Genomic DNA, 23,241 nt, shown 5'->3' with positions numbered 1-23,241 from the left:
TCACGCCGCCGGCACGCGCTCGCAGCCGCCGGGGGTGAGCACGTAGAACGCGTCCTGCGGCTGGTCCATCGTCAGCACGCGCTCGCGCGGCGCGTCCAGCCAGAGGCCGCGCAGGACGCGGCCGATGGCGCCATGCGCGAACACCGCCACCGGCGCGCGCACGGCCAGCGCCCGTAGATCGGCCAGCGCCGGCCGCGCGCGTTCCACGGCCATGACGTAGCTCTCGCCGCCCGGCGGCGCGTAGGTCCAGTGCGCCCGCCGGCGCGCCGCCAGCTCGCCGGGCCAGCGCGCCTCGATCTCGGCCGCGACCAGCCCGTCCCAGTCGCCCCAGCTCATCTCGCGCAGGCGCGGGTCGAAGCACGCCTCGTCGTGCGCCAGCGCGGCGGCGGCCGCCGCCAGCGCCAGCGTCCGGCGCACGCGGCCCAGCGGACTGGCGCGCACCGCGACGTCGGCGGCGGCGGTGCCGGCGCGCCGCAGCTCGGCGGCGAAGGCCGCGCCCATGGCGCGCGCCTGCGCCTCGCCGGCGTCGGTCAACGGCGAGTCGAGCGCGCCCTGCGCGCGCTTCTCGGCGTTCCACACCGTCTCGCCGTGGCGGAACAGGTAGATGGGATGCGTCACGCCGCGCCTTCCACGGGCGCCGCCGCCGCTCCGTAGCGGAACAGCAGCAGCTTGGCCTTGCCGTAGCGGCGCTCGTCGAGCGCGCTGAAGCCGGCCGGCGGATCGACGTCCTCGTCGAACGCCACCTCCAGCGAGCACACCGCGCCGGGCGCCAGCCAGCCGGCGCGCGCCAGCGCCAGCAGCGCCGCCGGACCGAGGCCGGAGCGGTAGGGCGGATCGAGCAGCGCCACGTCGCAGGCGGCGTCGGCCGGCGCCGGCTGCGGCTGGGTGGCGTCGCCGCGCAGCACCCGGGCCTTCGACGCCTCGCCGAGCGTGCGCAGGTTCTCGCCGATCACGCGCACGGCCGACGCCGACGATTCGATGAAGGTGGCGTGGGCGGCGCCGCGCGACAGCGCCTCGAGCCCGAGCGCGCCGCTGCCGGCGAAGGCGTCGAGCACGCGGCCGCCGGGCAGCGGCGAGGTGCCGTCGCCGCGCAGATCGGCGTGCAGCAGGATGTTGAACAGCGATTCGCGGGCGCGCGCCGCCGTCGGCCGCACGTCGGCGCCGGCCGGCACCAGCAGCGGCCGGCCGCGATGCGCGCCGCCGGCGATGCGCGGCGTGGCGGCCGACTGCGCCAGCGGCCGTCTCGGCTCCGGCGGCGCCCGGCCGTTGCGCGGCGAGGGCCGGCGGCTCACGGACGACGCCCCTTCGGCGGCCCGCCGCCACGCGGCGGCTTGCCGCGCGCCGGTCCGCCGAAGCGCGATCCGCCGCGCCGGTCCGGCGTCGGGCGGCCGGGCTTCTTCGATGGCGGCGCTCCGTCGCGGGAGGACGCGCGGTCGCCGCCGGTGTGGCGGTCCCGCTTTGCCGCCTCTCCCCGCCCCGGCGGGGAACGGGTGGGGGTGACGGGCTTCCGCCGGTCGTCGTCGCGAGGCCGGCGCGCTTCGTGGCCGCGCGGCGCCGCCGGTCCCTGCCGCGACGGGCGACGGTCGTCCTCGCGACGGGGCGCGCGTTCGTCGCGGTCGCGCGGTCCAGCATGCGGTCGCGCGGCTCGTTCCCGCGGCGCGTATTCGTCGCGCCGCGGCGCGCGTTCGTCACGATCGCGGGGACCGGCGTGCGGCCGCGCGAGGCGGCCACGCGGCGCGTCGTCGTCGCGGCGCGGCGCACGCTCGTCGCGGTCGAAGCCCCTGACCCCGGCCCTCTCCCCGCCTGCGCGGGGAGAGGGGGAAGGGCGGGTGGCACGCACGTCGCGGTCGGCGTGCGGTCGCGAGGATCGATCCCGCGGCGCGTACTCGTCGCGACGCAGCGCGCGCTCATCGCGGTCTCGGGGGTCGGCATGAGCGCGCTGCCGCGCACCGCGGTCGTCGCGTCTTCCTCCCTCTCCCCGCGGCAGGCGGGGAGAGGGCCGGGGTGAGGGGCTTTCGTCGGTCCTCATGATGCCGGCCGTAGGAATGATCGCTCGGCCCATCGGGATCGCGTCGCGGCGGCCGGCGATCCTCGTCGCGACGGTCGGATTCCGGCCGCGCGAATCGTCCGCGCGGCGCGTCGTCGTCGCGACGCGGCGCGCGCTCGTCGCGGTCGAAGCCCCTCACCCCGGCCCTCTCCCCGCCTTCGCGGGGCGAGGGGGGATGACGGCTGAGGCGCTCGTCGTGATCACGCGACGGCGCATCGTCTCGCTCGCGCGGGCCCGCGTACGACGCGCGCATGCGTCCACCGTGGAACCGCGCGTCCTCGCGGTCGCGCGAACCGGCATGATCGCGCTGCTGCGCACCGGGGTCCTGGCGTCTTCCTCCCTCTCCCCGCGCAGGCGGGGAGAGGGTCGGGGTGAGGGGCTGCCGTCGGTCGTCGCGGTGCCCGTTGCGGAGCTGATCGCGCGGTCCGTCGGGATCGCGTCGCGGCGGCCGGCGATCCTCGTCGCGACGGCCGGATTCCGGTCGCGCGAATCTCCCACGCGGCGCGTCGTCGCCACGCCGCGGAGCGCTCTCGTCACGGGCGAAGCCCCTCACCCCGACCCTCTCCCCGCCGTCGCGGGGCGAGGGGGCAGGAGCGCGGGCGCCCTCGAATCGATCCGGACGACGTTCCTCACGTGGCGCGTCGTCGCGCGCGAAGCCGGTCCCGGCGCGACGGAATCCGGCGCCCACATGGGGCTCCCTCACCGGCCGGGCGTCGCGGGGCGCCCGTGGCCGCTCCCGCTCGCCATCGCCGCGCTCGTCCGCGCGCGGCCGCGTGGCGCCGGCGGGTGACCGCTTGCGCGACGGGCGGTGCTTGGCCTTGGCCCAGCCCGGCTTGCGGCCGTGCGCGTCGAGGTCGGCTTCGCCCGACATCTGCGCCACCAGCCGCGGGCTGGCCTCGACCACCTCGCCCTCGGGCAGCGCGTCGAGCGTGAACGGACCGAAGGCGATGCGGATCAGGCGATTCACGCCCAGGCCGAGATGCGCCATCACGCGGCGCACCTCGCGGTTCTTGCCTTCCTTCAGCGCCACCGAGAGCCAGAGATTGCTGCGCTGCTGGCGTTCGATCGACGCCATGATCGGGCCGTAGGCGACGCCCTCGACGGTCACGCCATGGCGCAGCTGCTCGAGCGTCCGTTCACCGATCTCGCCATGCGCGCGCACGCGGTAGCGCCGGACCAGGCCGCTCGACGGCAGCTCCAGCCGGCGCGCCAGCTCGCCGTCGTTGGTCAGCAGCAGCAGGCCTTCGGAGTTCAGATCGAGCCGTCCGACCGACATCACCCGCGGCATGTCCTTCGGCAGGCGGTCGAACACCGTCGGCCGGCCCTCGGGGTCGCGGTGGGTGACCACCAGCCCGACCGGCTTGTGGTAGAGCCACAACCGCGAGCGCTGCGATTTCTCCAGCCGCGCGCCGTCGACCCGGATGTCGCTGGCCTCGGTGACGAGCGTCGCCGGGGTGTCGACGCGGACGCCGTCGACGGTGATCCGGCCGGCCGCGATCCAGCGCTCCGCGTCGCGCCGCGAGCACACGCCCGCCCGCGCCAGCCGCTTGGCGACGCGCTCGCCCTTGGCGGCGTCGGGGGTGTCGGCGGACGCGGTTTCGGGAGTCGCGGCTTCGGGAACTGCGGCTTGCGGCGCGCCGGCAGACGTCGGGTCGGTTTCGGGTGGGCCGGCGTCCGGATCGTCGATGGGAATGTCGTTCATGGCCGGCTTCTAGAGGGTTTCCCGGCCCCGCGGTATCCCCCGCGGCGATCGTGTCCCTCGCCGCCCGCTCCCGTCATCCCGAGCGGAGCGCCGCAGGCGTGCAGTCGAGGGATCCTTCCGCGGCGCTCGACGGCGACAGGATCCTTCGACGACGCCGCTACGCGGGCGCCCTCAGGATGACGAGCGCCGGCGTCGACGCTCCAAACCGGCTACCGCCGGCAGGCCTCGACGAAGGCGGTGAAGATATGCCGGTCGCCGTCGGAGATGTGGAACTCCGGATGCCACTGGACGCCGAGGCAGAATCGCCTTCCGGGCGCCTCGATGCCCTCGATCACGCCGTCCGACGCGCGGGCGTTGACCACGATCCCCGCCGGCTCGTCGAGCGCCGCCTGGTGGTGGGCGCTGTTGACGGCCATCGTCTCGGCCCCGACGACGCGGTGCAGCAGCGTGCCGCGCCTGATCCGGACGTCGTGGCCGGCCTGGTCGCGCGGGTTGGGCTGCTCGTGCGCCAGCGCCCCGGCGATCGCGTCGGGGATGTGCTGGATCAGCTTGCCGCCGAGCGCGACGTGCAGCAGCTGCTGGCCGCCGCAGATGCCGAGCACCGGCATGTCGCGCTCGACCGCGCCCCTCGTGACCGCGAACTCGAACGCCGTGCGACGGTCCTTGGTCACGACCGTGCCGTGCCTGGCACCGCCGTCGTAGTAGGAGGGATCGACGTCGAAGGCGCCGCCGGTCACCACCAGCCCGTCGATCGTGTCGAGATACGCCTGGGCGCGCTCGGGATCGTGCGGCAGCGCCACCGGCAGGCCGCCGGCCGCCGCCACGGCGTCGAAATAGTTCTGCCGCGCCGCGTACCACGGGAACTTCGAGTAGCCGCCGGGCTTCTCCGCGTCGAGCGTGACGCCGATCAGGGGTCTGGTCATGGGGCCATCATACGCCCGCCGCGTTCGTGGATCGAGTGCGTGCCGAGGAGCCCCTCATCCGCCCTTCGGGCACCTTCTCCCCCGATGACGGGGGAGCAGGGCAAGAGAAGCGACGCCGGCATCGTCCCTTTCCGCCCGCATGCGGGGACGACGTGCCAACCCCGCGGGAGCGTACGATGGTCGATTTGTTCCCTTCTCCCCTCGAAGGAGGGGAGAAGGTGCCCCGCAGGGGCGGATGAGGGGCTTCGCCCGCCGCACACGCTCCCTCCGAGCGAACGGAGGCCACCCCTTGAGCCCCGCGCCGGCACCGCGCATCGTGGCGGCATGGCGACACAACCCCGCCCCGGGCTGAAGCGGCGCGCGCCGAAGGATCCGACGGCGATCCGCGAGGAGATCCGCGCCGAGGCGTCGCGGCTGGGCTTCGACGCCGTCGGCTTCGCGACGGCGGCGGCGCCGGCCGCGCAGCGCGAGGCGCTCGTCGCGTTCACCACCGAAGGCCGCCACGGCGCCATGGACTGGATGGCCGACGACATCGAGCGCCGCGCCGACCCCGCGAAGATGTGGACGCAGGCGCGCACCATCGTGTCGCTGGCCATGAGCTACGCGCCCGCGCCGGGCGAGGATCCGCTGGCGATCCTGGCGCGGGGCGACCGCGCGGCCATTTCCATCTACGCCCGCGGCCGCGACTACCACCTCGTGGTCAAGTCGCGGCTCAAGGAACTCGGCCTGTGGATCTGGAACCGCTGGGGTCGCGAGCTGCGGGTGTTCGTCGACACCGCGCCGCTGATGGAGAAGCCGGCGGCGGCGCGCGCCGGCATCGGCTGGCAGGGACGCCACACCAACCTTGTGTCGCGCGCTCACGGCTCCTGGCTGTTCCTCGGCGAGATCGCGCTGTCGGTCGCGCTGCCGGCCGACGCGCCGGGCGAGGACCATTGCGGCACCTGCCGCGCCTGCCTCGATTCCTGCCCGACGGCGGCGTTCCCGGCGCCGGACCGGCTCGACGCGCGGCGCTGCCTTTCCTACCTCACCATCGAGCACCCCGGTCCGATCCCGCGGGAGTTCCGCGAGAAGCTGGGCAACCGCGTCTACGGCTGCGACGACTGCCTCGCGGCCTGCCCGTGGAACAAGTTCGCCGCCGCGTCGCGCGAGGCCGCCTTCGCGCCGCGCGCCGATCTCGCGGCGCCACTACTTACGGAGCTGGCGGCGCTCGACGAGGCCGGCTTCCGCCGCCGCTTCGCCGGCACCGCGATCAAGCGCATGGGCCGCGGGCGGCTGGCGCGCAACGTGGCGCTGGCGCTAGGCAATAGCGGCGAAGCCGCGGCGCTGCCGGCGGTGCTGCGCCTGCTCGACGATCCCGACGCCGTCGTGCGCGGCGCCGCCGTGTGGGCGCTGGCGCGGCTGTCGCCGCCGCGCTTCGCCGCCGACCGCGCCGCGCGGCTGGCGTCCGAATCCGACGCCGAGGTGCGCGCCGAATGGGATCGCCGAGGATAGGGGCTGCGTCGCATGTCCACGACGGACGATCCAAACCGGGGATGTGAGCGCGGAGGGGTTGGCCCCGCCGCACCGACCGGACGGCGCCCCCCCCGGATTGATCCGCCGCAACGCGCCGAACATAGTCCCGAGCTTAAGTTGGCATCAGCGTTCTCGCCGTCGGGGGAGGCGGACACGATGACGATCCGGACCACGTTCCGGGCGCTCGCCGCGCTCGGCGCCACGCTCGCGGCCGCGCCCGGCCACGCCGCGCAGATCGCGGCTTGCGACCAGCGGCTGGAATACACGCTCGCGGCGCCGGCGCCCGGCGCGCCCGCCGAGGCGCGGGCCTTCTCGGGCGTCTGGGCCGGCAACTGGGCCTACGGCGCGTTCGACGAGAGCATGGGCCCGCTCTGCGCCGCGCTGGTCGTCGAATCGGTGGAGGCCGACGGCACCGCGAAAGTGCTCTACATCTGGGGCAAGAACGAGGATGTGCGCACGCCCGGCAATGCCCGCCACACCGCCCGGATCAGCGGCGGCACGCTGTCATGGGCGGAGGGTCGGACCAGCTACAGCTTCCGCATGTCCGGCGCGACGTTGAACGCGACGCGGCGCACGCCAGAAGGCTTCGAGTCGGGCCGCCTCTCGAAGCGGTAGCGCCACGACGTCCACGCACGGCCCGCCGAAGGAGGCGCCGCCATGACCTTCTCGATCCTCGCGCGCTGCCCGGCTTCCCGCCGGCTGGGCATCGCCACGGCGACGCGCTCCTTCGCGGTCGGCGCCCGCGTGCCGCACGCCATGGCGCATACCGGTGTCGTCGCCATCATGTCGCGGGCCGACGCGCGCATGGGCCATTTCGCGATGCGCCTGCTGCGCGACGGCCACGGCGCGCGGGCGACGCTCGACGCGCTGGTCGCCAACGACCGCTGGCCGGAGCAGCGCCAGCTCGCGGTGATCGACGACGACGGCGCCATCGCGGTGCGCACCGGCGCGTCGAACACGGCGTGGGCCGGCCACGAGATCCACGACGGCTTCGTGGTGCTGGGCAACGTGCTGCCGGGGCCGGCGACCCTCGCGGCGATGCGCGACACGTTCACCGCCCGTCCGGACGCGCCGTTCGCCGACCGCCTGATGGACGCGCTGGAGGCCGGGCGCGACGCCGGCGGGCAGATCGGCGGCCAGGTGTCGGCCGCGATCCTGGTCTACGCCGGCGACAAATTCGCCGAGGTCGATCTACGCGTCGACCACCACGACGAGCCGGTCGGCGAGTTGCGCCGCGTGTTCGAGGCGTACCGGCCCTACCTGCCCTACTACGTCCAGCGCCAGCGCGATCCGCGCGTGCCGCCGTGGCACGAGTGGAAGCCATAGGCGGCCGCGCCGAACGGACCGTTGGTGCGCGTTTCGATCGAGCCGGACCAACCCGTCATCCCGAGCGCCGCGAGGGATCTTTCCACCGCTGAAAGATCCCTCGCGGCGCTCGGGATGACGGTCGTGGATGATCGACGACGCGCGTCCAGCCGGCTGGCGACGCGCTACGACGGCGGGATGAATTCCTGCGCCACCGCCTTGAACGCCGGCAGTTTCTCCATCCGGGCGGCGTGCGCGGCGAGCGCCGGGAACGCCGACATCGAGACCATGCCGGGATGCGCCTCGTTGAGGAAACGCAGGGCGCAGGCCACCGCGATGTCGGCGTGACCGAGGCGGCCGTCGAACCAGTGCTTGCCCGTCCACTTCGCGCGGTCGGCGTCGAGCATCGCCAGCGTGCCGGATATCTGCGAGCGGCAGCGCTCGACCCACATGTCGGACACCTCGCCGTGCAGGCGCTTCTCGTAGAACAGGCTGACCGCCTTGTCGGCCAGACCGGTCGCCAGCGCCGCGATCCGCAGCGCGCGGTGCCGCGCCGGCTCGGACCGCGGGAACATCGCGCGCTTCGCCGGCACGAGGCTGTCCAGATGGTCGAGGATGCTGTGGCTCTCGACCAGCGCCACGCCGTCGTCGAGCACCAGCACCGGCACGCGCGTCAGCGGGTTGTACGGCCGGATCTTCTCGGCGTCGCCGAAGGTCGACCACGGCCTGTGCTCGAACGGCAGGCGGTACAGCGTCAGCGCGATGCCGACGCGGCGGACGAACGGAGAATCGTACTGGCCGATGAGGATCATGGGGTCGCCCTCACGAAAGGACAGGGACGCTGCCACATCAACTGGGATTGGCGCAAGCCTATCAGGTTTCACATCCGTCACCGCGTCACCGCACGGCCACTACTTCGCGCGCGCCCGCGATCCACGTAGGGTCCGCCATCGCCGCGTCGCGTGACCGGCATGTCGAAGCCGGCCAACCGGCGCAATCGGAGGTGACACCATGCGGAAGACCCTGACCACCCTCGCGGCGCTCGCGCCGCTGACCCTCGCCGCGAGCGCGCTGGCGCAGCAGCCGGCGCAGCCCACGCCGCCGCCGCAGCCGCCGCAATTCCCCAACATGAGCTTCTTCATCACCAGCACGGGCGGGCCGAAGGGCGCCGACTACGGCGGCATCGCCGGCGCGGACGCGCACTGCCAGGCGCTGGCGACGCGGGCCGGCGCGGGCGCCAAGACGTGGCGCGCCTATCTCAGCCAGCAGGCGATCGGCGGCGCCACCGCCATCAACGCGCGCGACCGCATCGGCAAGGGCCCGTGGTTCAACGCCGCCGGCCTGCGCATCGCCGTCGACGTCGCCGACCTGCACTCGCCGCACAACCGCATCGACACAGAGGGCGGCCTCGCGGAGACGGGCCGGCGCATCCCCAGCCGGCTGTTCGTCGTCAACCAGCACGACATCCTCACGGGCACGCTCGAGGATGGCACCGCGCCGCCGCCGGACAAGGACCTGACCTGCGGCAACTGGACGAAGAGCGGCGAGGGCGCCGCGATGGTCGGCCACCACGACCGCATGGGCCTGCGCGACGACGCGCCGTCGAAGTCGTGGAACACCTCGCATCCCTCGCGCGGCTGCTCGCCCGACCAGCTCAAGGCCTCCGGCGGCGCCGGCCTGCTGTACTGCTTCGCGGCCAACTAGCGCCGCGCGACGACCGTCCGGCGCCGCGGTCGCCGGACGGCATCTCGTCTTCCGGGGCGCGCCACGGATCACCTCGCCCCCACTGTCATCCCGAGCACAGCGAGGGATCCAGGCGCCGACCCTGGATCCCTCGCTGCGCTCGGGATGACACGGAGGGGTCGTGACTTCACGGCTATGAGATATCGTCGCCCCCTCCCGCCATCCTAAGCGCCCGCTACCGGACCCCCAGCGCCACGATCAGCGTCCATCCGGTGATGCCGATCAGGATCAACGAGCCGACGGTCCACAAGGTCGCGCGCACATCGTGCGTCTGCGCGGTGAAGTACGCCGCGAAGTGCAGCAGGCGCGACACGACGTAGCCGTAGAGCAGCAACCGCGCCCAGAGCAACGACGGGTCGGTGAAGACGAACAGGAAGCCGGCGACGAGGAAGAACGGCAGGTTCTCCAGATCGTTCATTTGGATACGCCGGATGCGCTCGACGCGCTCGTTGGGCAGCAGCTGCCTGGGATCGGGGTCGGGATTGAGCGGCGTCTTGCGCAGATCCTCCGGGGCGCGGTAGCCGCCCTTCTCCTGCATCATGCGCGCGACCGTGAGCCACGACATCGCCACCGCCTTGAGGATCATGATCGTGGCGGCGACGACGTAGGTCGCGAAGACCGGGTTGTGCAGGCCGAGCTTGTCCACGGTTCATCTCCCCAATATCGCGCCGTGCCGGCCGCGCCACCCGACATCCCTCAAGGACCGTCGCGGCGGGGCGCGGCTTCGGGGGTCGGGCCCGCGAAGCGGCACGCTCACCGCGAGGCTGCCAGAAAAATTGCCGCCATGCAGGCCTGATCCCACGACCGCCATCACCGCGCACAAACCCGCTCGTCGGGCGCCCCGACCGCGTGGTAGACGGCCGCCATGACGATCCTCGTGACGGGCAGCGCGGGACATCTCGGCGAGGGGCTGGTGCGGCGCCTGCGCGACGCCGGGCGCGATGTCCGTGGCGTCGACATCAAACCATCGCCCTTCACCGACCATATCGGCTCGATCGACGACCGGGAGTTCGTCACGGCGCTCATGCCGGGCGTCCGCGCCATCGCGCACGCGGCCACGCTCCACAAGCCGCACGTCGCCACGCACAGCGCCCGCCGGTTCATCGACACCAACGTGGCGGGCACGCTGACGCTGCTCGAGGCGGCGGCCGCCGCGCGCGTCGAGGCGTTCGTGTTCACAAGCACGACCAGCGCCTTCGGCGCGGCTCTGACGCCGGCGGCGGGCGGACCGGCGGCGTGGGTGACGGAGGACGTCGCGCCGGTGCCGCGCAACATCTACGGCGTCACCAAGGTCGCCGCGGAGGACCTGTGCGAACTGTTCCACCGGCGCGACCGCCTGCCGGTGGTCGTGCTGCGCACGTCGCGGTTCTTCCCCGAGGCCGACGACGACGCGGCGGTGCGTGGTGCCTACGCGACGGCCAACGTCCAGGTCAACGAGCTGCTGCACAGGCGCGTCGATCTCGACGACGTGGTCGACGCGCATCTGCTCGCGATCGACAAGGCGCCGGCCCTCGGATTCGGCCGCTACGTCGTCTCGGCCACCACGCCCTTCACGCGCGGCGATCTCGCGACGTTGCGGAGCGACGCGCCCGCCGTGGTGCGCCGGCTATTCCCGGATTTCGACGGGCTCTACGCGGAGCGCGGCTGGTCGATGTTCCCGGGCATCGACCGCGTCTACGACAACGCGCGCGCGAGGTCGGCGTTGGGATGGCGGCCGCGCCACGACTTCCGGAGCGCGCTCGACCGCTTGAGCGCCGGCGTGGACTTCCGAAGCGGCCTGGCGATCACGGTCGGCTCAAAAGGCTACCACGACGTGGCGTTCGCCGAGGGACCCTATCCGGTCGCCTGAGCCCCGGACCCGCGCCCCTACTCCGTCGCGGTCACGCCCTGCGGCTTGCCGACCACCACCGTCACCGACAGGTCCTCGCGCAGGATGCGGGCGGCGACGCGCTTCACGGCGTCCTTCGTGACGGCGTCGATCAGCGCCTTGCGGCGCGTCAGATGGTCGGGCGCCAGCCCGTCGACGCGCATGCCGTGCAGCAGGTTGGCGATCGCGCCGGTGGAGTCGAGCGTCACCGCCAGCGAGCCGTCGAGATAGGTCTTGGCGTCTGCCAGCTCGGCGTCGCTGACGCCGTCCTTGGCCATCAGCGCGATCTGCTCGCGCACGATCGCCAGCGATTCGGCCACGCGGGCGTTGGCGGTGGCGACCGAGGCGCTGAACAGGCCGGCGCGCTTGTAGGGCGTCAGCCGGCTCGACGCGCCGTACGCCAGCCCGCGCTTCTCGCGCACCTCCGTCATCAGCCTGCCGGCGAAGCCGGCGCCGCCCAGCACGTGGTTCATCAGCATGGCGGCGTACCAGTCGGGATCGTCGCGGCGGATCGCCGGCGTCGCCAGCAGCACCACGCTCTGCGGCACGTCGCGCTCGACCACGATCAGGCGACCGCCGGGCTTCGGCGCGCCGGGCGTCCAGGCGGGGATGTCGACGGGCGCGCCGCCTGCGGGTAGCGCGCCGAACACGCGGTCCAGCAGCGGACCGATCTCCGCCGCCGTCGTGTCGCCGACCACCGCGACGGTCAGGCCGGCGCGCGTGAACTGCGATTTCGCGAGCGCCCGCAGATCCTCGGCGGTGATCGCCGCGACGCTCTCCAGCGTGCCGCTCGCGGGCCGCCCGTAGGGATGCGCGCCGAACACGGCGGTCGCGAGCACGCGGCCGGCGACCGATCCCGGCGACTGCTCGGCGCGGCGCAGGCCGACGATGGTCTGGCGCCGGGCGCGCTCGACCGCCTCGGCGTCGAACCGCGGCTCGGCCAGCGCCAGCCGCAGCAGCTCGATGGACTCGACGCGGCGCTCCGCCAGCATGCGCACCGAACCGCCGAAGCGGTCGACGGCGGCGCCGAAACCGAAGCGCACGGCGGTATCGTCCTGCCTGGCCTTGAAGGCGTTGGCGTCGAGCGGTCCCGCGCCCTGGTCGAGCAGCGCCGCCACGAGCTGCGACACGCCCTCCTTGCCGGCGGGATCGAGCGTCGAGCCGCCCTCGAACGAGAAGGCGATGGAGATCACCGGCGCGGTGCGGTCCTCGACCAGCCAGTAGCTCAACCCGCCGGGCGTGGCGGGCGTGCGGATGTCGACGGCGTGGGCGGCGCGCGGCGCCAGCGCGCCGAGGCCGGCCAGCGCCACGGTCGCGGCGCCGGCGGCGATCACGCCGCGGCGCGTCGCGGCGGCGGGAGGGACCGGGCGGATCATCGCTTGGTCTCCGGCAGCAGCAGCGACGTCACCGCGCGCTTGTCGTCGAGCGTGGCGCGGGCGGCGGCGTTGACCTGCGCCACGGTGGTCGCGGCGATCCGCTCGGGCCATTCGTCGACCTCGGCGACCGTGCCGCCGGTGGCCAGCGCGGCGCCGTAGAGGCCCGGTCCGCTCGACATCGAGTCCAGCGCGTAGACCGTCGACGCGATCAGCCGGCGCTTGGCGCGCTCGACCTCCTCGGCGGTGACGCCGTCCTGGCGCACGCGCTCGATCTCGGCCATCGCCGCGGTCTCGATCTCGGCGATCGTGCGCTGCGGCGCCGGCGACAGGCCGATCCCGAACGCGGTGAGTCCGAGGCTGCGCGCCGAGTAGCCGGCGGCGGCCTCCAGCGCGATCTTCCGGTCGACCACCAGCGAGCGGTACAGCCGGCTGGTCTGATGGCCGCCGAGGACCTGCGTGAGGATCTGCAGGCCGAAGGCGTGCTCGGTGGCGCCCTTGCGGTAGGACGGCGCGATGTAGTCGCGCGACCATTCCGGCTGCGCCACGCGCTTGTCGACGCGCTCGACCTGGCGCGGCAGATCGGCGGCCGGCGCGTCGGGCCTGACGCGCGCCGGGATCGTCTTGGGCCTGGCCGGCGCGTAGTACCTCTCGGCCAGCGCCCGCACCGCCTCGACCGTGGTGTCGCCGGCGACGATCAGGATGGCGTTGTTGGGCGCGTAGTGCAGGTCGTGGAAGGAACGCGCGTCGTCGACGCCGAGCTTCGCGATCTCCTCGGGGTAGCCGATGATCGGCACGCCGTAGGCGCGGCGCCCGAACAGCGCCTCGCGCGTGACCTCGTCGAGCAGCGACGACGGCCGGCTCTCGACCACCTGGCGGCGCTCCTCGAGGATCACGTCGCGCTCGGGCAGCAGCTCCTTCTCCGACACGATCAGGTTGGCCATGCGGTCGGCCTCCATCCGCATGATCATCTCGAGCCGGTCGGCGGCGACATTCTGGTGGTAGGCGGTGTAGTCGAAGCTGGTGAACGCGTTGTCGCGGCCGCCGACGCGGGAGACGCGCTTGGAGAACTCGCCGGCCGGCACCTCGGGCGTGCCCTTGAACATCAGATGCTCGAGGAAATGCGCGATGCCCGACTTGCCCGGCGCCTCGTCGGCGGAGCCGACCCGGTACCACAGCATCTGCTGCACGATCGGCGCGCGCCTGGACGGCAGGACGAGGACCTTGAGGCCGTTGGCCAGGTCGAACGTCTCGACGCGACGCGCGCCGGGGCGCGCGGCGACGGGGAGCTGGGCGCGCGCGATCGACGGCGCGGCGAGACCGAGAAGCGCCGGGAGGGCGCCGACGGCGAGGAGTTCGCGACGGGGGAGCATGACCACGATTCTAGCCGGTCCCCCGCGGAGCCGCCATCACGATGGCAGGGACGCCATCACGATGCCGACAGCGCGCGCCGCGTTTTGGCCGCTATGATGCCACGCGATGGTCACGCGCCGCGGCACGGCGCGCCGGGGAGCGGCATGGCGATGGGCGGACGCTGGCGGGCGATGGCGCTGATCCTGACGGCGCGCACGGCGTTCGGTTTCCAGTTCCAGGCGATCCCCGCCGTGGCGCCGGACCTCGCCCGCGACCTCGGCGTGGCGTTCACCGAGATCGGCGCGCTGTTCGGCCTCTACATGCTGCCGGGCATCCTCGTCGCGGTGCCCGCCGGGCTGCTGGGCCGCCGCTTCGGCGACCGGCGGGTGGCGCTGGCGGGCCTCGCGTTGATGATGGCCGGCGGCGCAGTGACGGCCGGCGCCGGCGGCTTCCTCCAGCTCGCCATCGGGCAGCTCGTGGCCGGCACCGGCGCGATCCTGATGGGCGTGCTGACGGTCAAGATGACGGCGGACTGGTTCGCCGGCCGCGACCTGCCCTTCGCGATGGCCGTGATGCTCAACGGCTTCCCGGTCGGCATGGCGGCCGCGCAGCTGCTCGATCCGGCGCTGGCGGGCTCGTGGGGCTGGCGCGCGGCCTGCGTCGCCGGCGTCTCGGGCGCGGCGCTCGCGTTCGTCGCGCTGGCGCTGCCGTACCGGCCGCACGCCAACGACCGCGCCACGCCATCCGCCGATGGCACGGCCGGCGGGCGCCTGTCGCGGCAGGAGTTCACGGCGGTGAACGTCGCCGGCGCGATGTGGGCGGCCTACAACGGCGCCTACATCGTGCTGACCGGCTTCTCGCTGTCCTATCTCGTCAGCCGCGGCGCCACGCCGGAAGCCGCCGGCGTCGCCGCCGCGGCCATCACGCTGTCCAGCGTCGCGGGCGTGATGGCCGGCGGCTTCATCGCCCGGCTGATGGCGCGGCACGAGGCGTTCATCGCCATCACCGCGGTCTTCTGGGCTGTCGCGCTGTCGCTGGCGCCGATCCTCGGGCCGGCACCGACCCTTATCGTGGCCGCCCTCGTCGGCGGCCTGCCGGCCGGCGTGATCTCCTCCCTGCCCGGCCAGGTGCTGCGCGCGCGCACCCGCGGCGCCGGCCTCGGCGTGTTCTTCGTCTGGCTCTACATCGGCTTCGCGGTGACGCCGGCGGTGGCGGGTTGGCTCACCGACCTGCTGGCGCGCGCCGAGGCGCCGCTCCACGTCGCCAGCGGCCTCCTCATCGCGATGCTGCCGCTCGTCTTCATCTTCGCCGCCCTCCGCCGCCGGATGCCGCCGCCGGGGTGAGGCGATAGCAATGCTCTTCCTTTTTCCCCGCCTTCGCGGGGAGAAGGGAAGACAATCGCCGCGCCTACCGCCACTTCGGATTGGCGATGGCGATCTTGTCGGCGATGGTGGCGCGCAGATGGTCCATCAGGGCGGCATCGCGCTCGTCGCGCTCGCCCGTGCGGAGCTGGCGCGAGAGCTCCCGGTTGAGATCGAGCAGGTCGCCGTCGCGGCCCAGCAGCGCCGCCACTCGGGCGCGCTCGGCGGAATCGGCGCGCGGGCCCAGCGCGGCCTCGCGCTTGAGGATCATCAGCGAGTTGATCGCGACCTTGGTCTGGAAGGCCAGCCGCGCGTCGATGCGCTCCAGCGCCGGCAGCGCCTCGTCGCGCAGGAAGCCCTCGATGGCGTCGAGCAGCTCGGGCGCGGTGGGACGGTCCTGCGCCATGTCACGCCTCCGCCAGCAGCTGCAGCAGATCCACCTCGGTCTCGACCGCGCGCCGGCCGATGCTGGCCAGCTCCATCGACTTCTCGGCGCCCGAGAGGTGCTTCCACGCCTGGTTGATGCAGATCACGCCCCAGCGCACGGTGCCGAAGATCTCCCACCACCGGGCGCGGGCTGGATCGACCGGATCGCCGCCGGCCGCCGCGTAGGCCGCCCACAGCTCCTCGCGCGTGCCGAAGCCGCCGGCCGGTTTGTCGATGGCGCCGAAGCGCCACGACTTGATGCACAGCCAGCCGAGGTCCTCGAGCGGATCGCCGAGATGGGCGATCTCCCAGTCGAGGATCGCGCTGACGCCGTTCTCGTCGACGAGGTAGTTGCCGGTCCGGAAGTCGCCGTGCACGAAGCGCGGCGCGCCGGTCGGCGGGATGCGCCGCTCGAGCCACGTGATCGCCAGCTCGAACACCGGATGCGGCTCGCCGATGGCGTCGAGCACGCGCCGCAGCCCGGCCAGCAGATGCGCCGGGCTCGACACGCCCAGCGGCGGCGCCGCCGCCACCGGCACGGCGTGCAGGCGGGCGAGGATCGCGCCGAGCTGGCCGACGATGCGCGGCCGCGCCTCGGCGTAGCGCGGCTCGCGCAGCAGGTTGCGGGCGATGGCGCTGCCGTCGACGTGGCGCATCACGTAGCCGTCGCCGAGCCCGTCGCCCGGCCGCAGCTGGAACAGCAGCTCGGGCACCGGCACGCCGTGGGCGCGGGCCGCGCGCATGACCTCGAACTCGGTGCCGCGGTCGAGCGCCAGGCTGTTCTCGGCCGGCGACGACGGCTTGCCGCCGGGCGGCGCCGGCGGGTCGCGGCGCATCACCAGCTTCTGGCGCGCGCCGCCGACCACGGCGTCGAAGCCCCAGGTCTGGCGCGACGCGCCGCCGGAGTGGCGGAACAGCCCCTCGACGGCGCACGGCGCGCCGAAATACCGGGCGCAGACCGTGGTCAGCGCCGGGACGAGCGCGGCGGCGTCGCGGCCGGGGGAGGCGGCGGTGGGGTCCGGCATGGGCTCCAGGATCGATCGCGTGGTGAACCGTCGTTCAGCGAAATCTCGCACGCCGCGCCGGATGCGACAATCGCCCCGCGATGCTAGGAGGCGCCGATGCGCAGGACGAAACCGGCGCGGCGCCCGGCCGCCGCCAGCGGGCCCGCCGCACCCAAGGTCGAGCCGCCGCCCAGGACGTGGACCAACGCGTTCTCGGGCGGGATGCTGTGCCGCGACCCGCTGATCCTGGTCGGCATCGCCCGCATGGACCTGCCGATGGGCGGCCTCGAGCTGATGGGGCCGTGGCTCGACGGCGTGCCGTTGACCTGGCTGGTGCGCCCGACCTGGACGCTCGAGGCCGGCGACGGCGCCGACCGGCTGGCGCGGGCGTGGCGCGCGCACGCCGCGGCGTACCCCGCGCACAGGCTGGTGGCGCTGTCGTCGACCGCCGCCGAGGTGGAGTTGTGCCGTCAGCGCGGCGTGCCGGCGGAGCTGTTCAACGGCCAGACCTTCATCGAGGAGCGGTTCTTCGAGATCGATCCGGCGGCGGTGCCGATCCACGACGCCGTGCTCAACGCCGCGCCGCTGGCGTGGAAGCGCCACGCGCTGGCGCGCGACGTGCCGCGGCTGGCGTTGATCGCCGACAACTGGCCCGGCGCCAGCGCGGAAGTGCTGGCCTACTGGACGGGCGTGCGCGCGGCGATGCCCGGCGCCACGTTCTGCAACGGCATGTTCGGCGCCGACTACCGCCGGCTCGACCGCGCCGAGGTCGCCGCCGTCATCAACCGGTCGCGCGTCGGGCTGGCGCTGTCGGCGGTCGAGGGCGCCAACCGCGCCGTGGTCGAGTACATGCTGTGCGGCCGTCCCGTCGTCTCGACACCGTCGATCGGCGGACGCGATCACTACGCCGATCCGGCGTGGTGGACCGAGGTCGAACCCGATCCGCGCGCCGTGGCCGACGCGGTCGCGGCGTGGGTGCGCCGGGCGCCGGACCCGGCCGGGATCCGCGCCGGCGTAGTGGCGCGCATGCGCGCCGAGCGCGAACGTTTCATCGAATTCCTGCAGGACATCGTCGACCGCGCCGGCGTCCAGCGCTCCATCCGCGCGGCGTGGCCGTCGATCTTCGTCAACGAGCTGACGGATTGCCGCGATGCGGAATCGCTGATGCGCAGGGTGCTGGGCACGGGGTGAGCGGCGGCGCGCATTCCGGCGGCGCGCGGCGCGTGATAAGGGACTGGAAACCGGGGCGCCGCCTGCGACCCCGACGAGGGGGAACGCGAACTTGGCCGACACGTCGCTGTGCCGTCTGACCGCCGTCGCCGCGGTCGACCTGCTCAAGAGGAAGAAGGTTTCGCCGCTGGATCTGATCGACGCGGCCGAGGCGCGCATCGCCGAGGTGGACGGCGCGCTCAACGCCATGGTGACGCGGACCTACGACCGGGCGCGGACCCGCGCCAAATCCCTCGACACGCGCAACGCCGGCCATCCCGGCTGGCTCGCCGGCCTGCCGATCGCGGTCAAGGACCTCGAGGACGTCGAGGGCGTGCGCACCACCTTCGGCTCGCGCGTGATGAAGGACAACGTCTCGGCCCGCACCGATCTGACGGTGCAGCATCTCGAGGCCTATGGCGGGCTCGTCATCGGCAAGACCAACACGCCGGAGTACGGCGCCGGCGCGCAGACCTTCAACGAGGTGTTCGGCGTCACGCGCAACCCGTGGGACACGCGCATGACCTGCGCCGGCTCGTCGGGCGGTTCGGCGGTGGCGCTGGCCTCGGGCGAGATCTGGCTGGCGACCGGTTCCGACCTCGGCGGCTCGCTGCGCACGCCCGCCAGTTTCTGCGGCGTGGTCGGCTTCCGCCCGAGTCCGGGACGCATCCCGACCGGACCGACGGCGCTGCCGCTCAACACGCTGTCGCTGCACGGCCCGATGGGGCGCTGCGTCGCCGACGTGGCGCTGATGCTCGACGCCGAGGCGCGCCACGACATCCGCGATCCGCTGACCTACGACGCGCCGGCGGTGGCGTATTCGACGCAGGTCGCCGCGCCCGTCGCGCCGGCCAGGGTCGCGTGGGCCGGCACGTTCGGCGGGCTGTGCCCGACGGACCCCGAGATCATGGAGATCACGACCGCGGCCTTCGCGCGCTTCAAGGAGCTGGGCGCCACCACCGACGCGGCGTCGCCCGACTGCGCCGGCGCGCGCGACGCCTTCCAGGTGTTCCGCGGCCACAACATGGCGGCGACCCACGGCGCCACGCTCGACGCGCACCGCGACCTGCTGAAGCCCGAGGTGGTCTGGAACATCGAGTACGGCCGCTCGCTGACGGCCGAGAACGTGCGCGACGCCGCCAAGGCGCAGGGCGCCCTGATCCAGCGCTTCGCGCAGTTCTTCTCGACCTGGGACGTGATGTGCTTCCCGGGCGCGCCGGTCGAGCCGTTCCCCGTCGAGAAGCGCTACGTCGAGGAGATCAACGGCCGGAAGATGCCCAGCTACATCGACTGGGTGCTGGGCAGCTCGATCGTCACGATGTCGGGCTTCCCCGCGATCTGCGTGCCGTGCGGCTTCACGCGGTCGGGCCTGCCGGTCGGCATGCAGCTCGTCGGCCGCCCGCGCGGCGAGGGCGCGCTGCTGCAGGCCGCGCGCCTGTTCGAGGAGGCGCTCGGCCTGTACAAGCGCCTGCCGATCGACCCGGTGGTGCGGCACTAGGAGGCGGATCCCTCTCCATCGCGAAGCGGAGGAGTGGGAGAAACTCGAAGACGAACGGGAGGATGGAATGACGTCGATCGCCGAGCGGATGCACGGCCTCTATCTCGAGGATCTCTCCGTCGGCATGTCGGCGGTGTTCGGCAAGACCGTCACGGAGGCCGACATCATGGCCTTCGCCGGCGTGTCCGGCGACACCAATCCGATCCACCTGCACGAGGAGTTCGCGCGCACCACGCGGTTCGGCACGCGCATCGCGCATGGCATGCTGTCGGGCAGCTTCATCTCGACCGTCGTCGGCACCAAGCTGCCGGGGCCCGGCGCGCTCTACGTGTCGCAGACCTTGAACTTCCGCTCGCCCGTGGTCATCGGCGACACGGTGACGGCCACCGCGACCATCGTCGAGATCGTGGCCGAGCGCCGGCGCGTGCGGCTCGAGACGGTGTGCAGGGTCGGCGACCGCGTCGTGATCGACGGCGAGGCCGTCGTGATGGCGCCGCGCCGCGCCAAGTGAGCGGAACGGAACGCGCGACATGACGATCCCCGTGTTCGAGCGCTGGCGCGACGTGCCGGCGGCGTGGCGCGGCGCCGCCGTGGCGATGGGCAATTTCGACGGCGTGCATCCCGGCCACCAGGCGCTGCTGCGCGTCGCGCGCGGATCCGCCGGCGCCGCCGCGCCGGTGCTGGCGCTGACCTTCGAGCCGCATCCGCGCGCCTTCTTCGTCGCCGACACCGCGCCGTTCCGCCTCACCGCGGCGGCGGCCAAGACGCGGCTGCTGGCGCGCCACGGCGCCGGCGCCGTTCTGGCGCAGCGCTTCGACGCGGCGTTCGCGGCGCTGCCGGCCGAGGAATTCGTCGACCGCGTTCTGGTCGAGGGGCTCGGCGCACGCCACGTGGTCTGCGGCTACGATTTCACCTTCGGCGCGCGGCGCTCCGGCAACGTCGATCTGCTGCAGCGGCTCGGCGCGGCCCGCGGTTTCGGCGTCGACATCGTGCCGCCGGTCATGCGCGAAGGCGAGATCTACTCCTCGACCCGCATCCGCGAGGCGCTGCGCGCCGGCATGGCGCGCGAGGCGGCGGAGCTGCTGGGCCACCGATGGGAGATCGAGGGCGTCGTCGAGAAAGGCGACCAGCGCGGCCGCACGATCGGCTTCCCCACCGCCAACGTCGCGCTCGGCGAGCACCTGCGGCCGCGCTTCGGCGTCTACGCGGTACGCTGCGGCGTCGAGGAGGACGGCGCGACGGTGTGGCGCGACGCGGTCGCCAATCTCGGGCGCCGTCCGACCTTCGGCAAGATCGCGGAGAATTTCGAGGTCCACGTCTTCGACTACGCCGGCGACCTCTACGGCCGGACGATGCGCGTCGAGTTCGTCGACTTCATCCGGCCGGAGATGAAGTTCGCCGGCCTCGACGCGCTCAAGGCCCAGATCGCCGCCGACAGCCAGGCCGCCCGGACAATCCTGGCCGCCGAACCCGCGTAGCGTCCGACGCCGACCAGACTCCCCTCTCCCCCCCGTCCTTGTACGGATCGGGAAGAAGGTGGCGCGAAGCGTCGGATGAGGGGCGCGGTTCGGCGCATCCGCGAGATCGCCGGCATGGCGCGCGCGGCGCGGGTGATGGTGAGGACGATGCCCCCTCATGCCCACGCGGCAGCGGCGGTGCACCTTCGGGCACCTTATCCCTCGAAGACGGGGAAGAAGGGCGGAGGACTCCAGGATCGGCGTCATCCCTCCCGGCGGACACCGCCACGTTTCCGCCTTCGTTACGCCCGCGCGCCGACTTGTCCCCGGGCGATGAATTGGCGACACGGAACCCTCCACCGGGGGCCGCGTTGACGTCCAAGCATCACTCGGAGGTTCTCATGTCGACCAGCAAGATCATCGCGGCTTCGGCAATCCTTCTCGGCCTCACGGCCTGCGGCGACACGTGGGGCCAGCGCGCGGTCACCGGCGGCGCCATCGGCGCCGGCTCCGGCGCGGTCGTGGGCGGCGTGACCGGCATCGGCGTGCTGCCGGGCGCCGTCGTGGGCGGTGTCGTGGGCGCCGGCGTCGGCGCGGCGACCACGCCGGACCGCAACCGCTACTAGTTCGACGGACCCTCCCGGCCGCGACGCGGCCGGGAGGGAGGGCCGCCATCGACCGGCGGCACGACGTTGCGCCGTTCCTCCCGCCGTCGAGACGCGGGATGAACACCACGGCACCGGCTTTCGCGCCGCGCCACGGCGGCGGGAGGAACCGCGCAGCGCCGTCGACATCCGGCCGCACGAAACGAGGGCCGCCCGGAGTGGGCGGCCCTCGTTTCGTGCGGCCGGACGGGCCGGTGGCGCCGGGCGGCCGAAGCCGCCGCCCGGACCGGTTCCGGACCTACCGCGAGACCGCGCCCAGAACGGTCTGCGCGTCCTTCAAGTTCGCCTCGATCAGCGGCATCCACTTGACCGCCAGCTTGCGCAGCGAGTCGACGCTGCCGACGCGGGCGTAGTCGGTGAACATCGCGAGCGCGGTCTGGTGTCCCTGGACCTGCATCGACATGTAGACGCCGTCGAAACGCTCGTCCGGCGTGCCGCGCAGCTCGTTGATCATCGCCTGGTAGTCGCCGGTCAGCTGCTGCGGCATCGAGGCGTTGGCGTTCGCGTCGTTGGTGAACTTCAGATCGTTCAGCGCCTGGCCATGCGAGTCGATCATGCGCTGGGCGAAGCCGCGGACGCCGGGATCGCGCGACCGCTGCAGCGCGATCTGGCTGGATTCGATGCCGAAATGGCCGCCGAGCGACGCGAGACGGACGAACGTGGTCGTGCCGCCGGTCTGGTCCATGCTCTGCGCGAACGCGGGCGGAACGGCGACGAAGGCGGGAACGGCGACGGCGATGGCGACCGCGGCCAACAGCGCGCGGCGAGATGAACGATTCATTGAAACCTCCGGTGTGCGATGGACTTCAAACGTCCATCGCCACCGCCGATTCCGCCGACGACGCGCGGCGGCCGCGCCGGGTCACGACGCCGACGCCACCGCCGCCTGCGCGATCGCGCTCCACAGGTCGCGCGCCGAGGCGGGACGGCCGTCGACCCGCCGCCGCAGGGCCTGCGACAGCGCGTGGCCCAGCGGCGTGCCGAGCGCGGCGGCGGCGCGGCCGGGCGCGCCGTCGTGGATCTGCGCCCGCGTGAAGTTCAGCCGTCGGCCGACCAGCACCTGCAGCAGCAGCAGCGCGCTGTGGTAGATGTCGACGCGGTGGTCGGGCGCCCCGAACGCCGCCGGATCGAGGAACTCCGGCGCGATGGTGTCGGGGTTGACGTTGGTGTTGGCCGGATCGAGCTGACCCACCGGCTTGGCCAGGCCGACGTCGCCGAGCTTGAAGCCGGTGGCGCCGGCGGGCCCCCCGACCAGCTCGTCGCGCGCCACCGAGACGAACACGTTGTCGAGATGGATGTCCTGGTGCACGAGTTGGAACTCATGCATGCGGTGCACCGCCTGGAGCACGCAGCGCGCCACCGAGCGGACCGAGTGCGGGCCCTTGAACCACGGCTGGCCCAGCGCCCGCGACAGCGTGTGCTCGCAACGCTCCGTGACGATGCAGAACTGGCCGTCGAGCGCGAACGCCTCGTAGATGTAGGTGAAGAACGGGCTGCGCAGCATCACCAGCTTGTCGACCTCGGCGGCCGCCTTGGTGGCGTTCAGCCACGGCGAGGCGTGCGGCTTCAGCACCTTGATCGCGAGGTCGTTCTCCCACGAGTCGATGGCGGCGTAGACGATGCCGAAATAGCCCTCGCCGATCGGCTCGAGCAGCCGGTAGGCGGTGCCGGTCGAGGGGTTCTCGAGCACGCTGTGCGGCGCGAAAGGGAGCGCGCGCGCGACGGCGGGCGCCGTGACCATGGGCGGGGGAAGCGTGGCCATGCCGCGATGTTAGCGCGTCCGCGCGCCGCGCGCG

Annotated in this window: 22 protein-coding genes and 1 pseudogene; 11 read left to right on the top strand and 12 right to left on the bottom strand. The window is 73.4% G+C overall.

The genetic code is table 11. The features are described 5' to 3' along the window. From IPK81_18550 to IPK81_18535, 4 genes and pseudogenes are all read right to left on the bottom strand, one after another. The gene (locus IPK81_18550; protein QQS11551.1) at window positions 1–618 is read right to left on the bottom strand and encodes a histidine phosphatase family protein; all 618 of its coding nucleotides are present in this window, start codon (window positions 616–618) and stop codon (window positions 1–3) included. Next, window positions 615–1,235, bottom strand: coding sequence for a 16S rRNA (guanine(966)-N(2))-methyltransferase RsmD (gene rsmD / locus IPK81_18545; GenBank protein QQS15172.1), 621 nt, complete (start codon window positions 1,233–1,235; stop codon window positions 615–617). Before rsmD ends, IPK81_18550 begins: the two co-directional genes overlap by 4 nt. A 1,689-nt stretch (window positions 1,236–2,924) precedes the next feature. Continuing rightward, window positions 2,925–3,590: pseudogene (locus IPK81_18540) on the bottom strand (rRNA pseudouridine synthase). 368 nt (window positions 3,591–3,958) lie between these two features. Then, a complete protein-coding gene (locus IPK81_18535; protein QQS11550.1) occupies window positions 3,959–4,672 on the bottom strand; it encodes a gamma-glutamyl-gamma-aminobutyrate hydrolase family protein in 714 nt (237 codons plus the stop codon). Between the two features lie 324 nt (window positions 4,673–4,996). Here IPK81_18535 and queG point away from each other — a divergent pair, with 324 nt between their 5' ends. From queG to IPK81_18520, 3 genes are all read left to right on the top strand, one after another. Continuing rightward, on the top strand, window positions 4,997–6,163 hold the full coding sequence (gene queG / locus IPK81_18530) for a tRNA epoxyqueuosine(34) reductase QueG (GenBank protein ID QQS11549.1): 1,167 nt from the start codon (window positions 4,997–4,999) through the stop codon (window positions 6,161–6,163). 177 nt (window positions 6,164–6,340) lie between these two features. Then, window positions 6,341–6,799: a hypothetical protein gene (locus tag IPK81_18525; protein QQS11548.1), complete on the top strand. Its 459-nt coding sequence runs from the start codon at window positions 6,341–6,343 to the stop codon at window positions 6,797–6,799. Window positions 6,800–6,841: 42 nt separating this feature from the next. After that, the gene (locus tag IPK81_18520; protein QQS11547.1) at window positions 6,842–7,510 is read left to right on the top strand and encodes a DUF1028 domain-containing protein; all 669 of its coding nucleotides are present in this window, start codon (window positions 6,842–6,844) and stop codon (window positions 7,508–7,510) included. Window positions 7,511–7,674: 164 nt separating this feature from the next. Here IPK81_18520 and IPK81_18515 read toward each other — a convergent pair whose 3' ends face one another. Then, complete coding sequence (locus tag IPK81_18515) at window positions 7,675–8,301, bottom strand: glutathione S-transferase N-terminal domain-containing protein (protein ID QQS11546.1); 627 nt, start codon at window positions 8,299–8,301, stop codon at window positions 7,675–7,677. 199 nt (window positions 8,302–8,500) lie between these two features. Here IPK81_18515 and IPK81_18510 point away from each other — a divergent pair, with 199 nt between their 5' ends. Beyond that, complete coding sequence (locus tag IPK81_18510) at window positions 8,501–9,193, top strand: lectin (GenBank protein ID QQS11545.1); 693 nt, start codon at window positions 8,501–8,503, stop codon at window positions 9,191–9,193. Between the two features lie 214 nt (window positions 9,194–9,407). Here the strand turns inward: IPK81_18510 and IPK81_18505 are convergent, their stop codons facing one another. After that, window positions 9,408–9,878 carry an MAPEG family protein gene (locus IPK81_18505; GenBank protein ID QQS11544.1) on the bottom strand — a complete coding sequence of 157 codons (471 nt, stop codon included), beginning with the start codon at window positions 9,876–9,878 and terminating at the stop codon, window positions 9,408–9,410. A gap of 219 nt (window positions 9,879–10,097) precedes the next feature. Here IPK81_18505 and IPK81_18500 point away from each other — a divergent pair, with 219 nt between their 5' ends. Continuing rightward, window positions 10,098–11,081: an NAD(P)-dependent oxidoreductase gene (locus tag IPK81_18500; GenBank protein ID QQS11543.1), complete on the top strand. Its 984-nt coding sequence runs from the start codon at window positions 10,098–10,100 to the stop codon at window positions 11,079–11,081. A gap of 17 nt (window positions 11,082–11,098) precedes the next feature. On the opposite strand, the gene IPK81_18495 is transcribed toward IPK81_18500, so the two are convergent. Both IPK81_18495 and IPK81_18490 read right to left on the bottom strand, forming a co-directional pair. Continuing rightward, window positions 11,099–12,475 carry an insulinase family protein gene (locus IPK81_18495; protein QQS11542.1) on the bottom strand — a complete coding sequence of 459 codons (1,377 nt, stop codon included), beginning with the start codon at window positions 12,473–12,475 and terminating at the stop codon, window positions 11,099–11,101. Then, window positions 12,472–13,845 (bottom strand): insulinase family protein, encoded by a 1,374-nt coding sequence (locus IPK81_18490; protein QQS11541.1) that lies wholly within the window; start codon window positions 13,843–13,845, stop codon window positions 12,472–12,474. The genes IPK81_18495 and IPK81_18490 overlap by 4 nt, the downstream gene beginning before the upstream one ends. A gap of 150 nt (window positions 13,846–13,995) precedes the next feature. On the opposite strand from IPK81_18490, the gene IPK81_18485 reads away from it, so the two are divergent. Then, a complete protein-coding gene (locus IPK81_18485) occupies window positions 13,996–15,168 on the top strand; it encodes an MFS transporter (GenBank protein ID QQS11540.1) in 1,173 nt (390 codons plus the stop codon). A gap of 64 nt (window positions 15,169–15,232) precedes the next feature. Here IPK81_18485 and IPK81_18480 read toward each other — a convergent pair whose 3' ends face one another. Both IPK81_18480 and IPK81_18475 read right to left on the bottom strand, forming a co-directional pair. After that, window positions 15,233–15,592, bottom strand: coding sequence for a hypothetical protein (locus tag IPK81_18480; protein ID QQS11539.1), 360 nt, complete (start codon window positions 15,590–15,592; stop codon window positions 15,233–15,235). Window position 15,593: 1 nt separating this feature from the next. Continuing rightward, a complete protein-coding gene (locus IPK81_18475; protein QQS11538.1) occupies window positions 15,594–16,637 on the bottom strand; it encodes a phosphotransferase family protein in 1,044 nt (347 codons plus the stop codon). 96 nt (window positions 16,638–16,733) lie between these two features. Between IPK81_18475 and IPK81_18470 the strand changes: the two genes are divergently transcribed. From IPK81_18470 to IPK81_18450, 5 genes are all read left to right on the top strand, one after another. Then, a complete protein-coding gene (locus IPK81_18470) occupies window positions 16,734–17,807 on the top strand; it encodes a glycosyltransferase family 4 protein (GenBank protein ID QQS11537.1) in 1,074 nt (357 codons plus the stop codon). 91 nt (window positions 17,808–17,898) lie between these two features. Next, window positions 17,899–19,323: an amidase gene (locus IPK81_18465; GenBank protein QQS11536.1), complete on the top strand. Its 1,425-nt coding sequence runs from the start codon at window positions 17,899–17,901 to the stop codon at window positions 19,321–19,323. Between the two features lie 88 nt (window positions 19,324–19,411). Beyond that, complete coding sequence (locus IPK81_18460) at window positions 19,412–19,834, top strand: MaoC family dehydratase (GenBank protein QQS15171.1); 423 nt, start codon at window positions 19,412–19,414, stop codon at window positions 19,832–19,834. Between the two features lie 19 nt (window positions 19,835–19,853). Next, window positions 19,854–20,801 carry a bifunctional riboflavin kinase/FAD synthetase gene (locus tag IPK81_18455; protein ID QQS11535.1) on the top strand — a complete coding sequence of 316 codons (948 nt, stop codon included), beginning with the start codon at window positions 19,854–19,856 and terminating at the stop codon, window positions 20,799–20,801. A gap of 380 nt (window positions 20,802–21,181) precedes the next feature. Continuing rightward, a complete protein-coding gene (locus IPK81_18450; GenBank protein ID QQS11534.1) occupies window positions 21,182–21,406 on the top strand; it encodes a hypothetical protein in 225 nt (74 codons plus the stop codon). Window positions 21,407–21,683: 277 nt separating this feature from the next. On the opposite strand, the gene IPK81_18445 is transcribed toward IPK81_18450, so the two are convergent. Together IPK81_18445 and IPK81_18440 are read right to left on the bottom strand one after the other, a co-directional pair. Continuing rightward, window positions 21,684–22,226, bottom strand: coding sequence for a DUF4142 domain-containing protein (locus IPK81_18445; protein QQS11533.1), 543 nt, complete (start codon window positions 22,224–22,226; stop codon window positions 21,684–21,686). Window positions 22,227–22,307: 81 nt separating this feature from the next. Beyond that, a complete protein-coding gene (locus IPK81_18440) occupies window positions 22,308–23,207 on the bottom strand; it encodes a protein kinase (GenBank protein QQS11532.1) in 900 nt (299 codons plus the stop codon). Window positions 23,208–23,241: the final 34 nt, after the last annotated feature.

Source organism: Rhodospirillales bacterium (genome assembly GCA_016699855.1).
Classification (GTDB): Bacteria; Pseudomonadota; Alphaproteobacteria; order Reyranellales; family Reyranellaceae.
Note: the sequence above shows the minus strand (reverse complement) of the source record. Positions and strands in the feature narration are given on the sequence as shown.